The 14,013-nt window shown below is 51.2% G+C and carries 10 protein-coding genes, 1 tRNA gene, 2 rRNA genes and 1 other annotated feature (1 of these 14 running past the window's edge); of the genes, 8 read left to right on the top strand and 5 right to left on the bottom strand.

Going from position 1 to position 14,013, the window contains the following annotated elements; all coding sequences use genetic code 11:
- Positions 1–40: 40 nt before the first annotated feature.
- On the bottom strand, positions 41–415 hold the full coding sequence (locus JTI85_RS16745; RefSeq protein ID WP_048212935.1) for a DUF2799 domain-containing protein: 375 nt from the start codon (positions 413–415) through the stop codon (positions 41–43).
- A gap of 214 nt (positions 416–629) precedes the next feature.
- Here JTI85_RS16745 and aroF point away from each other — a divergent pair, with 214 nt between their 5' ends.
- Positions 630–1,700, top strand: coding sequence for a 3-deoxy-7-phosphoheptulonate synthase AroF (aroF, locus tag JTI85_RS16740; RefSeq protein WP_219351775.1), 1,071 nt, complete (start codon positions 630–632; stop codon positions 1,698–1,700).
- 9 nt (positions 1,701–1,709) lie between these two features.
- Complete coding sequence (gene tyrA / locus JTI85_RS16735) at positions 1,710–2,831, top strand: bifunctional chorismate mutase/prephenate dehydrogenase (RefSeq protein WP_048212934.1); 1,122 nt, start codon at positions 1,710–1,712, stop codon at positions 2,829–2,831.
- Between the two features lie 44 nt (positions 2,832–2,875).
- Here tyrA and pheA read toward each other — a convergent pair whose 3' ends face one another.
- From pheA to bamD, 4 genes are all read right to left on the bottom strand, one after another.
- Positions 2,876–4,036, bottom strand: a complete 1,161-nt coding sequence (gene pheA, locus JTI85_RS16730) for a bifunctional chorismate mutase/prephenate dehydratase (protein ID WP_101742787.1) — start codon at positions 4,034–4,036, stop codon at positions 2,876–2,878.
- A 21-nt stretch (positions 4,037–4,057) separates the two neighbouring features.
- Positions 4,058–4,183 (bottom strand) — a sequence feature (Phe leader region).
- On the bottom strand, positions 4,135–4,182 hold the full coding sequence (gene pheL / locus JTI85_RS16725; RefSeq protein WP_100250063.1) for a pheA operon leader peptide PheL: 48 nt from the start codon (positions 4,180–4,182) through the stop codon (positions 4,135–4,137). It overlaps the preceding feature by 48 nt.
- 102 nt (positions 4,184–4,285) lie before the next feature.
- The gene (gene raiA / locus JTI85_RS16720; protein ID WP_003031244.1) at positions 4,286–4,624 is read right to left on the bottom strand and encodes a ribosome-associated translation inhibitor RaiA; all 339 of its coding nucleotides are present in this window, start codon (positions 4,622–4,624) and stop codon (positions 4,286–4,288) included.
- Between the two features lie 269 nt (positions 4,625–4,893).
- Entirely contained in the window at positions 4,894–5,631 is a 738-nt protein-coding gene (gene bamD, locus JTI85_RS16715) for an outer membrane protein assembly factor BamD (protein ID WP_005130417.1), read from the bottom strand.
- Between the two features lie 131 nt (positions 5,632–5,762).
- On the opposite strand from bamD, the gene rluD reads away from it, so the two are divergent.
- The 6 genes from rluD to JTI85_RS16685 form a co-directional block, all read left to right on the top strand.
- Positions 5,763–6,743, top strand: coding sequence for a 23S rRNA pseudouridine(1911/1915/1917) synthase RluD (gene rluD, locus JTI85_RS16710; protein WP_005130415.1), 981 nt, complete (start codon positions 5,763–5,765; stop codon positions 6,741–6,743).
- Positions 6,740–7,471: a purine nucleoside phosphorylase YfiH gene (gene yfiH, locus JTI85_RS16705; protein WP_005130413.1), complete on the top strand. Its 732-nt coding sequence runs from the start codon at positions 6,740–6,742 to the stop codon at positions 7,469–7,471. The genes rluD and yfiH overlap by 4 nt, the downstream gene beginning before the upstream one ends.
- Positions 7,472–7,600: 129 nt before the next feature.
- On the top strand, positions 7,601–10,174 hold the full coding sequence (gene clpB, locus JTI85_RS16700) for an ATP-dependent chaperone ClpB (RefSeq protein ID WP_115601639.1): 2,574 nt from the start codon (positions 7,601–7,603) through the stop codon (positions 10,172–10,174).
- A 438-nt stretch (positions 10,175–10,612) separates the two neighbouring features.
- Positions 10,613–12,154 (top strand): 16S ribosomal RNA (locus tag JTI85_RS16695).
- An 85-nt stretch (positions 12,155–12,239) separates the two neighbouring features.
- Positions 12,240–12,315, top strand: a tRNA-Glu gene (locus JTI85_RS16690).
- A gap of 219 nt (positions 12,316–12,534) precedes the next feature.
- Positions 12,535–14,013: ribosomal RNA gene (locus JTI85_RS16685) — 23S ribosomal RNA — on the top strand; it runs 1,427 nt beyond the window's last position.
- The 16S and 23S rRNA genes sit together here with 1 tRNA gene alongside, the layout of an rRNA operon.

The raw sequence follows: 14,013 nt of genomic DNA, 5'->3' as shown, positions 1-14,013 counted from the left end.
TAAGCTAAATCTCATTAATTTATAAAATTTAAGCTCTTGTTTAATTTAACCTTGTTGAGGCTGCTCCTTCGTTTGCTCCTTTTTGCCATGCTTCATGTAATCGGCTGACATTGTCTACCGTGTCGCAACTGGCGGGGAAGGTTTTGCCGGTCAATCCTCTCGCGTAAACAAAGTCCTGCTGACAGGTTTTCCTTTGTCCTTCGGCGTACCCCTTAAGATATTGGGCACGATCGACCTCCGGGTCATTGTAGTTGTCGGCAAGTGTCTCGTTATCTTTAACGACATGGCCTGAAATGGCATCCTGTATTCCGGCATCAAACCAGTCGGTACCTGTCCAGGTAGGGGAAAAAGTATAGGGATCTATCTGACATCCGCTGAGAAATAATACAAATAAGGTACAGATGAGTTGCTTCATTGCCTGTTCTCCCCGTTTTTTTAAAGCATAGCGGATTCATATATAGAAGGGTGTAAATTTAATTGTACGGACTTTTGCAGTGTTTTTGCTGTAAAAAGGTCTTCCGTAAATAAAAATTTACGGAATGTGGATTGAAATCTTTACCTGTTGTGTTATCGTGATTATCTCCTCGCTGAGGAAAACTATCGCAAACGAGCTAAACAGGATCACCATCATGCAAAAAGACGCGCTGAACAACGTACACATTACCGACGAACAGGTTCTGATGACCCCAGAGCAGCTTAAAGCGGAATTTCCGCTGAGCCTTGCACAGGAGGCGCAAATCGCTCAGTCGCGTAAAACCATTTCAGACATTATCTCTGGGCGCGACCCGCGACTGCTGGTGGTGTGTGGTCCATGCTCGATTCACGATCCTGAAGCGGCTATTGAGTACGCTCGTCGATTTAAAGCCCTTGCCGCAGAGGTCAGCGATAGCCTCTACCTGGTGATGCGCGTCTACTTTGAAAAGCCCCGTACCACCGTCGGTTGGAAAGGGTTAATTAATGATCCTCATATGGATGGCTCTTTTGATGTTGAAGCAGGCTTGAAAATTGCGCGTCAACTGCTGCTTGAACTGGTGAATATGGGGCTACCGCTGGCAACAGAAGCGTTAGATCCAAACAGCCCGCAATACCTGGGCGATCTGTTTAGCTGGTCTGCTATCGGTGCGCGTACCACTGAATCACAGACGCATCGTGAAATGGCTTCTGGTCTTTCCATGCCGGTTGGTTTTAAGAATGGTACAGATGGGAGCCTGGCGACGGCAATTAACGCCATGCGCGCCGCAGCACAATCACACCGCTTTGTTGGTATTAACCAGGCGGGGCAGGTTGCACTACTGCAAACTCAGGGTAATCCAGATGGTCACGTGATCCTGCGTGGCGGTAAAGCGCCGAACTACAGCCCAACGGATGTCGCCCAGTGTGAAAAAGAGATGGAGCAGGCAGGACTACGACCTTCTCTGATGGTAGATTGCAGTCATGGTAATTCAAATAAAGATTACCGTCGCCAGCCAGCCGTGGCTGAATCTGTGATCGCCCAAATCAAAGATGGCAATCGCTCAATCATCGGCTTGATGATTGAAAGTAATATTCACGAAGGCAACCAGTCCTCCGAACAGCCGCGTAGCGAAATGAAATACGGCGTCTCCGTAACTGATGCCTGCATTAGCTGGGAAATGACGGATGCGCTACTGCGTGAAATTAGCCAGGATTTAAACGGCCAACTGACGGCGCGTGTAGCATAAGAGGTTGGTATGGTTGCTGAATTGACTGCACTACGCGATCAAATTGATGAAGTTGATAAGGCGTTGCTGGATTTACTGGCACGGCGTCTGGAGCTGGTTGCCGAAGTCGGTGAAGTCAAAAGCCGCTTTGGGCTGCCGATCTACGTACCCGAGCGGGAAGCCTCGATGTTGGCTTCCCGCCGTGCAGAAGCTGAAGCGCTGGGGGTGCCGCCAGATCTGATCGAAGATGTATTGCGTCGGGTTATGCGCGAGTCTTATTCCAGTGAGAATGACAAAGGCTTTAAGACGCTTTGTCCTTCTTTGCGTCCGGTGGTGATCGTCGGTGGTGGCGGACAGATGGGGCGGCTGTTCGAGAAGATGCTGACGCTGTCTGGTTATCAGGTGCGGATCCTGGAACAGCAGGACTGGGATCGCGCCACGGAGATCGTCGCCGATGCAGGCATGGTGATCGTCAGTGTGCCGATCCACGTCACCGAACTGGTAATCGCCAAATTACCGCGCCTGCCGCCTGACTGTATTCTGGTGGATCTGGCCTCAGTGAAAAATGGTCCTCTGCAGGCGATGCTGGCGGCACATGACGGTCCGGTGGTGGGGTTACACCCGATGTTTGGTCCGGACAGCGGCAGCCTGGCAAAACAGGTCGTGGTTTGGTGTGATGGGCGACAGCCAGAAGCCTATCAGTGGTTTCTGGAACAGATTCAGGTATGGGGTGCGCGGCTGCATCGGATCAGCGCCGTTGAACACGACCAGAATATGGCGTTTATTCAGGCACTACGTCACTTTGCCACCTTCGCTTACGGTCTGCATTTAGCGGAGGAGAATGTGCAACTGGAGCAGTTACTGGCTCTTTCTTCACCTATTTACCGTCTTGAACTGGCAATGGTTGGCCGTCTGTTTGCCCAGGATCCTCAGCTCTATGCCGATATTATTATGTCGTCTGAAAGCAACCTTGCGCTGATCAAGCGCTACTACCAACGTTTTGGTGAGGCGATCGGTTTACTGGAGCAGGGCGATAAGCAGGCTTTTATCGACAGTTTCCGTAAGGTGGAACACTGGTTTGGCGACTATGCGCAGCGCTTCCAGAGTGAAAGCCGTACTTTGTTACGCCAGGCGAATGACAGCCGTCCTTAATTAAGATGCCGGATAAGCGTAGTGCCATCCGGCATTGTCAAACGTTAGCTTGGATCGACCGGCACCACGTTTTCACTCGGATAACATCCCAATACTTTCATCGAACGCGTAATCTCACCCAGCTCTTTCAATGCTTTTTGCATTTGGGGCGATTCCAGATTGGCCTGGATATCAAGATAAAACATCTCTTCCCACGGATTGCCGTGAATCGGGCGTGACTCCAGTTTAGTCATAATCAGATTATGGTTACGCAGCACCAGCAATGCTTCTACCAGAGCACCGGCCTGTTGCCCTGTCGCCATCAGCAACGTTGTTTTCGCTGGAACCTGGTCAGAAACATTGATTGCTTTACGTGCCAGTACCACGAAGCGGGTAATGTTTTGTGTCTGATTAGCTTCAATATGCTCAAGTACCTGCAGACCATGCAGTACACCACCGGCTTCGCTTCCCAGGGCTGCCACGCGTGGCGAATTAGCCTGGGCGACCTTTTCCATCGCAGCTGAAGTGCTTTCAGTGTATTCAATCTTCCAGTGCGGGTAGCGGTTCAGGAACTTGCTGCACTGCTGGAACGGTTGCGGGTGGCTGTATACCGTGTCGATGCTCTCCAGATCGGTTGTTCCCGACACCAGTACGCAATGATCGATAGTAATCGTCATCTCGCCAACGATAGACAGGCTGGTGTGCTGCAGCAGATCGTAAACGTCATTAATCGCACCGGAACTGGTGTTTTCAATAGGCACTACCGCGTAGTCTGCCTGTCCGGTCTCAACCTGATTAAAGATATCGGCAAATTTCGCGCAGCCGCTTTCAATAAACTGCTCAAAATGACGTGCGGCATACTGACGGGCGGCGAGGTGTGAGTAAGACCCTTTTGGTCCCAGGAAGGCAACACGAGCGGAATGCGGGTCGCTCTTATTCAGATGCTGCTGAAGGAGCGCCTGCTGGGTCAGGACGGAGTCTTCGATAATCAGCTGGAACAGGCGAGTAATGTAATGAGCATCAAGATGATGTGCTTTGCCAAGCTGAATCAGGCGGTCTAACAGGTCGCGCTCACGGTCGATATCACGAACCGGACGATGTGAAAGCAGTTTAGCTTTGCCAACTTCTACGGCCAGTCCACGTCGCTCAGCCAGCAAGGCCAGTAATTTTTCATCCAGCGTGCTGATCTTATCGCGCAGCGCCAGCAATGGGTTTTCCGATGTCATAGTGTTGCCTTTCTTGTTATCAAAAAAAAGGCCTCCCGTTGTGGGAGGCCTTATTGTTCGTCTTCGCATTCTTTATCACACGACGAAACGCCTCCCATTCAGGGGAAGGTAAAAAAGAATGCGAAGAAGAACGGGACAAGTTTCATGTAATTTTCCTTTGGCTACATCAGTAAAGTACCCGTACTGTTTTCACCATGTCAACAAAAAACGCGCCCGAAGGYGCGTTGGCGATACACTCAATGTAAGGGACTACTCTTCTTCTGCTTCGACGAAGTTGGCGTCTTTTACTGAAGTTGTTGCACGACGGGCTTCGCCTTTGTGCTGCACTTTATTGAGCTGCCGTTCCAGCTTGTTGATCAAATCGTTAATGGCGGTGTACATATCCTCGTGTTTTGCGCTGGCGACCAGATGTCCGTTCGGTGTATTGATGGTGGCATCAGCAATGAAACCCTGTGGCTCCTTAGACAGAATGATATGTGGATTAATCAGATGAGTTTGCCATTTTTCAAGTTTGGCGAGACGGTCTGCGACATGCTGGCGAATTGCCGGAGTAATTTCCATTTGTTTACTGGTAATGTTCATTGTCATAAATTTTACCTCTTGTCTTTCCCGTCTTGGTGATTCCAGCATACCGTTCCTAATGTCAAAATATGTGATCTAAATCACATATTTTTGTCGCTTTTTGTCAAGAAAACCTTTTTGTGAGGCACCGCAGGAACAGGCGATTTTTTACTTGAGGAATACCTGAAAGCAGGCCATATTTGATAGGATGCGTCGCAGCTAAACCGCTTCAGTTGTGGTGTTAACGGATAAAAAAACGGCAGCCCTTGGGCTGCCGTTTTGCATTCTGAGGTCAATCAGGTGTTGCTGCTGTTAGCGGCAATGATTTTCGCTACTTTTTCTGCCTGGGCATTCATCTGCATTTGGCGATAAGCGTTTTCCATCAACGGCAGGGCATCACGCGTTGCCTGGGTATCCGGATAGTCACGCAGCATACCTTCCACACGGTTCACGACTGCAACCCATGCGCCACGGGCGGTATAGTACTCAGCAACAGAGTATTCATACTTCGCCAGACGATCTTTCAGGAACACCAGACGCTTCGTGGCATCGGTTGTGTACTGGCTGTTCGGATAACCACGTACCAGTTTGGAAAAGTCATTAAACGCAGCTCGGGCGTGCTGTGGATCGCGATCGCTACGATCGACGCCAAAGAATCCTTGCAGCGCGCTATCATCCAACGCCATATTGGTCAGGCCACGCATGTACATGACATAATCAATGTTCGGGTGAGTCGGGTTCAGACGAATAAAACGATCGATGGCAGCCTGAGCAAGTGGCAGATCGGCGTTTTTGTAGTAGGCGTAGATGAGATCTAATTGCACCTGCTGAGAATACGGTCCAAATGGATAGCGGTTATCCAACGCTTCCAATTGCGTTATTGCCTGTTTCCAGTTACCGTCCTGCAGCTTTTGCTGAGCAGTCGCGTAGATTTCATTTGGCGGATTATCGGGCACCTCTTCCTTTGAACCAGAGCAACCCGCCAAAAACAGGCTCAACGTGGCTGCTGCCACCAGATATTTCATGCGCGTCATGACGTTTTGACTTTCCTCAAAATGTAATACGGGAGATTCTCTGTTCCTGCTCCCGGTTAAGACCAGCTACAATAGCACACTATATTAAACGGCAAAGCCGTAAAACCCAACGTTAAACGAAGAAGCAGTTTATGGCACAACGAGTAGAACTCACCGCAACAGTCTCCGAAAATCAGCTTGGTCAACGCTTAGATCAGGCTTTGGCCGAATTGTTCCCTGATTATTCGCGATCGCGCATAAAAGAATGGATCCTCGACCAGCGCGTACTGGTAAATGGCAATCTTTGCGATAAGCCGAAAGAAAAAGTGTTAGGTGGAGAGCGTGTCTCCATCAATGCTGAAATTGATGAAGAGGTTCGTTTTGAAGCTCAGGATATCCCGCTGGATATCGTTTATGAAGATGACGACATTCTTGTCATCAACAAACCTCGTGACCTGGTGGTACATCCGGGCGCAGGTAATCCTGATGGTACGGTATTGAATGCGTTACTGCATTACTACCCGCCAATCGCGGATGTTCCTCGTGCCGGTATCGTACACCGTCTGGATAAAGACACAACCGGACTTATGGTTGTGGCAAAAACTGTCCCGGCGCAAACGCGGCTGGTCGAGTCATTGCAGCTGCGCGAAATCACTCGTGAGTATGAAGCCGTGGCGATTGGCCATATGACAGCGGGCGGTACAGTCGAAGAACCGATCAGCCGTCATCCAACCAAACGTACGCATATGTCAGTGCATCCAATGGGGAAACCTGCGGTAACGCACTATCGCATTATGGAGCATTTCCGTGTGCACACGCGTCTGCGGTTGCGTCTGGAAACCGGACGTACGCACCAGATCCGCGTGCACATGGCGCATATCACCCATCCGCTGGTGGGCGACCAGGTCTACGGTGGTCGTCCGCGTCCACCGAAAGGCGCTTCTGACGAGTTTATCTCCGTGCTGCGTAAGTTTGACCGTCAGGCGCTGCACGCGACCATGTTGCGTTTGTATCACCCGATTTCCGGTATTGAGATGGAATGGCATGCGCCGATTCCGCAAGATATGGTGGAGCTTATCGAAGTGATGCGCGCTGATTTCGAAGAGCATAAGGATGATGTTGCCTGGCTATGAGTAAGCTAATTGTTCCGCAGTGGCCGATACCGCAAGGTGTCGCGGCCTGTAGTTCTACCCGCATTGGCGGCGTCAGTCTGTCGCCTTATGATTCGCTTAACCTGGGTGCCCATTGTGGTGATAACCCGGAGCATGTGGAAGAGAACCGCAAGCGGCTGTTTGCTGCGGGCAATCTGCCGTCAAAGCCGGTCTGGCTGGAACAGGTACACGGTAAAGACGTCCTGAAATTGAGCGGCGGGCCATACTTATCTAAACGTGCAGATGCGTCCTACAGTAATACGCCGGGCACCGTATGTGCGGTGATGACGGCGGACTGTCTGCCGGTGCTGTTTTGTAATCGTGCTGGAACAGAAGTGGCGGCGGCCCATGCGGGCTGGCGCGGGTTATGTGAAGGAGTGCTGGAAGAAACGGTGGCGTGCTTTGCCGATAAACCGGAAAACATTATTGCCTGGTTAGGACCGGCGATTGGCCCGGACGCGTTTGAAGTGGGAGCAGAAGTCCGCGAAGCGTTTATGGCAAAAGATCCGCACGCTGACAGTGCATTTGTGCCGCGTGGTGAAAAATATCTGGCGGATATCTACCAGCTTGCGCGCCAGCGTCTGGCAAATGTGGGGGTTGAGAACGTCTACGGTGGTGACCATTGCACCTTCAGCGAAAGTGAGACGTTCTTCTCTTATCGTCGCGACAATACCACGGGTCGTATGGCAAGTTTTATTTGGCTGATATAACCTAAAGAATCAAGACGATCCGGTACGTGTAATTTTCTTTTCACATAATTCAGGTCATTCACCTTGAATAATTGAGGGATGACCTCATTTAATCTCCAGTAGCAATTTTGACCTGTTATGGGAGGAGTTATGCGTCTGGATCGTCTTACCAATAAATTCCAGCTTGCTCTTGCCGATGCCCAGTCACTCGCATTGGGGCACGACAATCAATTCATCGAACCACTTCATCTAATGAGCGCCTTGCTGAATCAGGAAGGGGGATCGGTTCGTCCTTTGTTAACGTCCGCTGGCATTAATGCTGGCCAGTTACGCACAGCGATTGACCAGGCGTTGAGCCGCTTGCCGCAGGTAGAAGGTACCGGTGGTGATGTGCAGCCTTCTCAGGATCTGGTGCGCGTACTGAATCTTTGCGACAAGCTGGCGCAAAAACGTGGGGACAACTTTATTTCGTCAGAACTGTTCGTTCTGGCGGCGCTTGAGTCACGCGGTACGCTGACCGATTTATTAAAATCAGCTGGAGCGACAACCGCCAATATCACTCAGGCAATTGAACAAATGCGTGGAGGTGAAAGCGTGAATGACCAGGGGGCTGAAGACCAACGTCAGGCCTTGAAAAAATATACCGTCGACCTGACCGAACGCGCCGAACAAGGCAAACTCGATCCGGTTATTGGTCGTGATGAAGAAATTCGCCGCACTATTCAGGTGCTGCAACGTCGTACTAAAAATAACCCGGTTTTGATCGGTGAGCCAGGTGTTGGTAAAACCGCTATCGTCGAAGGGCTGGCACAGCGAATCATTAACGGTGAAGTACCTGAAGGGTTAAAAGGTCGTCGCGTGCTGGCGCTGGATATGGGCGCGCTGGTGGCCGGGGCGAAGTATCGCGGTGAATTTGAAGAACGTTTAAAAGGTGTGCTCAACGATCTCTCGAAACAGGAAGGCAACGTCATTCTGTTCATCGATGAGTTGCATACAATGGTCGGTGCAGGTAAAGCCGATGGCGCGATGGACGCCGGCAACATGTTGAAACCAGCGCTGGCGCGCGGGGAGCTGCACTGCGTAGGGGCCACCACGCTTGATGAATACCGCCAGTACATCGAAAAAGATGCGGCGCTGGAACGTCGTTTCCAGAAAGTGTTTGTGGCTGAGCCATCAGTAGAAGACACCATTGCCATTTTGCGTGGACTGAAAGAACGTTACGAGCTGCACCACCATGTACAGATTACTGATCCGGCAATTGTTGCGGCAGCTACGCTGTCTCACCGCTATATTGCCGATCGTCAGTTGCCGGATAAAGCTATCGACCTCATTGACGAAGCGGCATCCAGCATTCGTATGCAGATTGACTCCAAGCCGGAGGAACTCGACAGACTCGACCGTCGTATTATCCAGCTCAAACTGGAACAGCAGGCGTTAATGAAAGAGTCTGATGAGGCGAGCAAAAAACGTCTTGATATGCTTAATGAAGAGCTGGACGACAAAGAGCGCCAGTACTCTGAGTTAGAAGAAGAGTGGAAAGCTGAAAAAGCGTCCCTCTCCGGCACGCAAACCATCAAGGCAGAGCTGGAACAGGCAAAAATCGCTATCGAACAGGCGCGTCGTGTCGGCGACCTGGCGCGCATGTCCGAGCTGCAGTACGGCAAAATTCCGGAACTGGAAAAACAGCTGGAAGCAGCCACCCAGTCTGAAGGCAAAACCATGCGTCTGCTGCGTAATAAAGTGACGGATGCAGAAATTGCAGAAGTGTTGGCGCGCTGGACCGGGATCCCGGTGGCTCGTATGTTGGAAGGCGAGCGGGAAAAATTATTGCGGATGGAACAGGATCTGCACAGCCGCGTGATTGGCCAGAACGAAGCGGTAGAAGCGGTATCTAATGCCATCCGTCGTAGCCGTGCGGGGTTGTCCGATCCGAATCGTCCGATTGGTTCATTCCTGTTCCTTGGCCCAACCGGTGTCGGTAAAACCGAACTGTGTAAGGCGCTGGCTAATTTTATGTTCGACAGCGACGACGCGATGGTGCGTATCGATATGTCCGAGTTTATGGAGAAACATTCTGTCTCTCGTCTGGTCGGGGCGCCTCCGGGATATGTCGGTTATGAAGAAGGTGGGTATCTGACGGAAGCGGTACGCCGTCGTCCTTACTCTGTCATTCTGCTGGATGAAGTGGAAAAAGCGCATCCGGATGTATTCAACATTCTGTTGCAGGTGCTTGACGATGGTCGTTTGACTGACGGGCAGGGGAGAACGGTCGATTTCCGTAATACGGTTGTCATCATGACCTCGAACCTGGGCTCTGATCTGATTCAGGAACGCTTCGGTGAGCTGGATTATGGTCACATGAAGGATATGGTGCTGGGAGTCGTGAGCCAGAACTTCCGCCCGGAATTCATCAACCGTATAGATGAGGTTGTTGTATTCCATCCATTGGGTGAGAAACACATTGCTTCTATTGCTCAGATCCAACTGCAGCGTCTGTATAAACGTCTGGAAGAGCGTGGCTATGAAATTCACATCTCTGACGAGGCGCTTAAACTGCTGAGCGCGAATGGTTACGATCCGGTATATGGTGCACGTCCATTGAAACGTGCTATCCAGCAGCAGATCGAAAACCCGCTGGCGCAGCAAATTCTGTCTGGTGAGCTGATTCCAGGCAAAACGATTCGTCTGGAAGTGAATGACGATCGCATTGTAGCAGTGCAGTAAGTCACAAAACCTCAATAAACGGGCCCTGCGGGGCTCGTTTTTGTTTAATAACCAGGCAAGAATAGAGCTGTTGATTAAAAAGTAATCGCTTGATAAGTTTTTTGTATTTTTAACTTGTCAGTCTGAAATAACTCCCTATAATGCGCCTCCACTGACACGGAACAACGGCACGCAAGCCGCCGGGTCAGCGGGGTTCCACTGAGAACTCCGGCGAAGAAAGCGAAATTAAATGCTTGACTTCGTAGCGGGATGGCGTAATATGCACACCCCGCGCCGCTGAGAAAAAGCGAAGCGGCACTGCTCTTTAACAATTTATCAGACAATCTGTGTGGGCACTCGAAGATACGGATTCTTAACGTCGCAAGACGAAAAATGAATACCAAGTCTCTGAGTGAACACGTAATTCATTACGAAGTTTAATTCACGAGCATCAAACTTAAATTGAAGAGTTTGATCATGGCTCAGATTGAACGCTGGCGGCAGGCCTAACACATGCAAGTCGAACGGTAGCACAGAGGAGCTTGCTCCTTGGGTGACGAGTGGCGGACGGGTGAGTAATGTCTGGGAAACTGCCCGATGGAGGGGGATAACTACTGGAAACGGTAGCTAATACCGCATAACGTCGCAAGACCAAAGAGGGGGACCTTCGGGCCTCTTGCCATCGGATGTGCCCAGATGGGATTAGCTAGTAGGTGGGGTAACGGCTCACCTAGGCGACGATCCCTAGCTGGTCTGAGAGGATGACCAGCCACACTGGAACTGAGACACGGTCCAGACTCCTACGGGAGGCAGCAGTGGGGAATATTGCACAATGGGCGCAAGCCTGATGCAGCCATGCCGCGTGTATGAAGAAGGCCTTCGGGTTGTAAAGTACTTTCAGCGAGGAGGAAGGCGTTGTGGTTAATAACCGCAGCGATTGACGTTACTCGCAGAAGAAGCACCGGCTAACTCCGTGCCAGCAGCCGCGGTAATACGGAGGGTGCAAGCGTTAATCGGAATTACTGGGCGTAAAGCGCACGCAGGCGGTCTGTCAAGTCGGATGTGAAATCCCCGGGCTCAACCTGGGAACTGCATCCGAAACTGGCAGGCTAGAGTCTTGTAGAGGGGGGTAGAATTCCAGGTGTAGCGGTGAAATGCGTAGAGATCTGGAGGAATACCGGTGGCGAAGGCGGCCCCCTGGACAAAGACTGACGCTCAGGTGCGAAAGCGTGGGGAGCAAACAGGATTAGATACCCTGGTAGTCCACGCCGTAAACGATGTCGACTTGGAGGTTGTGCCCTTGAGGCGTGGCTTCCGGAGCTAACGCGTTAAGTCGACCGCCTGGGGAGTACGGCCGCAAGGTTAAAACTCAAATGAATTGACGGGGGCCCGCACAAGCGGTGGAGCATGTGGTTTAATTCGATGCAACGCGAAGAACCTTACCTACTCTTGACATCCACGGAACTTGCCAGAGATGGCTTGGTGCCTTCGGGAACCGTGAGACAGGTGCTGCATGGCTGTCGTCAGCTCGTGTTGTGAAATGTTGGGTTAAGTCCCGCAACGAGCGCAACCCTTATCCTTTGTTGCCAGCGATTCGGTCGGGAACTCAAAGGAGACTGCCAGTGATAAACTGGAGGAAGGTGGGGATGACGTCAAGTCATCATGGCCCTTACGAGTAGGGCTACACACGTGCTACAATGGCGCATACAAAGAGAAGCGACCTCGCGAGAGCAAGCGGACCTCATAAAGTGCGTCGTAGTCCGGATTGGAGTCTGCAACTCGACTCCATGAAGTCGGAATCGCTAGTAATCGTGGATCAGAATGCCACGGTGAATACGTTCCCGGGCCTTGTACACACCGCCCGTCACACCATGGGAGTGGGTTGCAAAAGAAGTAGGTAGCTTAACCTTCGGGAGGGCGCTTACCACTTTGTGATTCATGACTGGGGTGAAGTCGTAACAAGGTAACCGTAGGGGAACCTGCGGTTGGATCACCTCCTTACCTTAAAGAAACGTTCTTTGTAGTGCTCACACAGATTGTCTGATGAAAAGTAAATAGCAAGGCGTCTTGCGATTGAGACTGACACGTCCCCTTCGTCTAGAGGCCCAGGACACCGCCCTTTCACGGCGGTAACAGGGGTTCGAATCCCCTAGGGGACGCCACTTGCTGGTTTGTGTGAGTGAAAGTCGCCGGCCTTAATATCTCAAAACTTACCTTCGGGTGACGTTTGAGATATTTGCTCTTTAAAAATCTGGATCAAGCTGAAAATTGAAACGACACACTGTTTCATTTCTCCGTAATAAGAAATGAAAAATGGTGTGTTCGAGTCTCTCAAATTTTCGCAACACGGTGGTGTTTTACGAAACATCTTCGGGTTGTGAGGTTAAGCGACTAAGCGTACACGGTGGATGCCCTGGCAGTCAGAGGCGATGAAGGACGTGCTAATCTGCGATAAGCGTCGGTAAGGTGATATGAACCGTTATAACCGGCGATTTCCGAATGGGGAAACCCAGTGTGTTTCGACACACTATCATTACGTGAATCCATAGCGTAATGAAGCGAACCGGGGGAACTGAAACATCTAAGTACCCCGAGGAAAAGAAATCAACCGAGATTCCCCCAGTAGCGGCGAGCGAACGGGGAGCAGCCCAGAGTCTGAATCAGCTTGTGTGTTAGTGGAACGGTCTGGAAAGTCCGACGGTACAGGGTGATAGTCCCGTACACCAAAATGCACAGGTTGTGAACTCGAAGAGTAGGGCGGGACACGTGGTATCCTGTCTGAATATGGGGGGACCATCCTCCAAGGCTAAATACTCCTGACTGACCGATAGTGAACCAGTACCGTGAGGGAAAGGCGAAAAGAACCCGGCGAGGGGAGTGAAAAAGAACCTGAAACCGTGTACGTACAAGCAGTGGGAGCCTACTTGTTAGGTGACTGCGTACCTTTTGTATAATGGGTCAGCGACTTATATTCTGTAGCAAGGTTAACCGTATAGGGGAGCCGAAGGGAAACCGAGTCTTAACTGGGCGTTAAGTTGCAGGGTATAGACCCGAAACCCGGTGATCTAGCCATGGGCAGGTTGAAGGTTGGGTAACACTAACTGGAGGACCGAACCGACTAATGTTGAAAAATTAGCGGATGACTTGTGGCTGGGGGTGAAAGGCCAATCAAACCGGGAGATAGCTGGTTCTCCCCGAAAGCTATTTAGGTAGCGCCTCGTGAACTCATCTTCGGGGGTAGAGCACTGTTTCGGCTAGGGGGTCATCCCGACTTACCAACCCGATGCAAACTGCGAATACCGAAGAATGTTATCACGGGAGACACACGGCGGGTGCTAACGTCCGTCGTGAAGAGGGAAACAACCCAGACCGCCAGCTAAGGTCCCAAAGTCACAGTTAAGTGGGAAACGATGTGGGAAGGCACAGACAGCCAGGATGTTGGCTTAGAAGCAGCCATCATTTAAAGAAAGCGTAATAGCTCACTGGTCGAGTCGGCCTGCGCGGAAGATGTAACGGGGCTAAACTGTGCACCGAAGCTGCGGCAGCGACACTATGTGTTGTTGGGTAGGGGAGCGTTCTGTAAGCCGTTGAAGGTGTGTCGTGAGGCATGCTGGAGGTATCAGAAGTGCGAATGCTGACATAAGTAACGATAATGCGGGTGAAAAACCCGCACGCCGGAAGACCAAGGGTTCCTGTCCAACGTTAATCGGGGCAGGGTGAGTCGACCCCTAAGGCGAGGCCGAAAGGCGTAGTCGATGGGAAACAGGTTAATATTCCTGTACTTGGTGTTACTGCGAAGGGGGGACGGAGAAGGCTATGTTAGCCGGGCGACGGTTGTCCCGGTTTAAGCATGTAGGCGG

It is taken from the genome of Citrobacter sp. Colony219, from assembly GCF_019382635.1.
Classification (GTDB): domain Bacteria; phylum Pseudomonadota; class Gammaproteobacteria; order Enterobacterales; family Enterobacteriaceae; genus Citrobacter; species Citrobacter youngae.
Note: the sequence above shows the minus strand (reverse complement) of the source record. Positions and strands in the feature narration are given on the sequence as shown.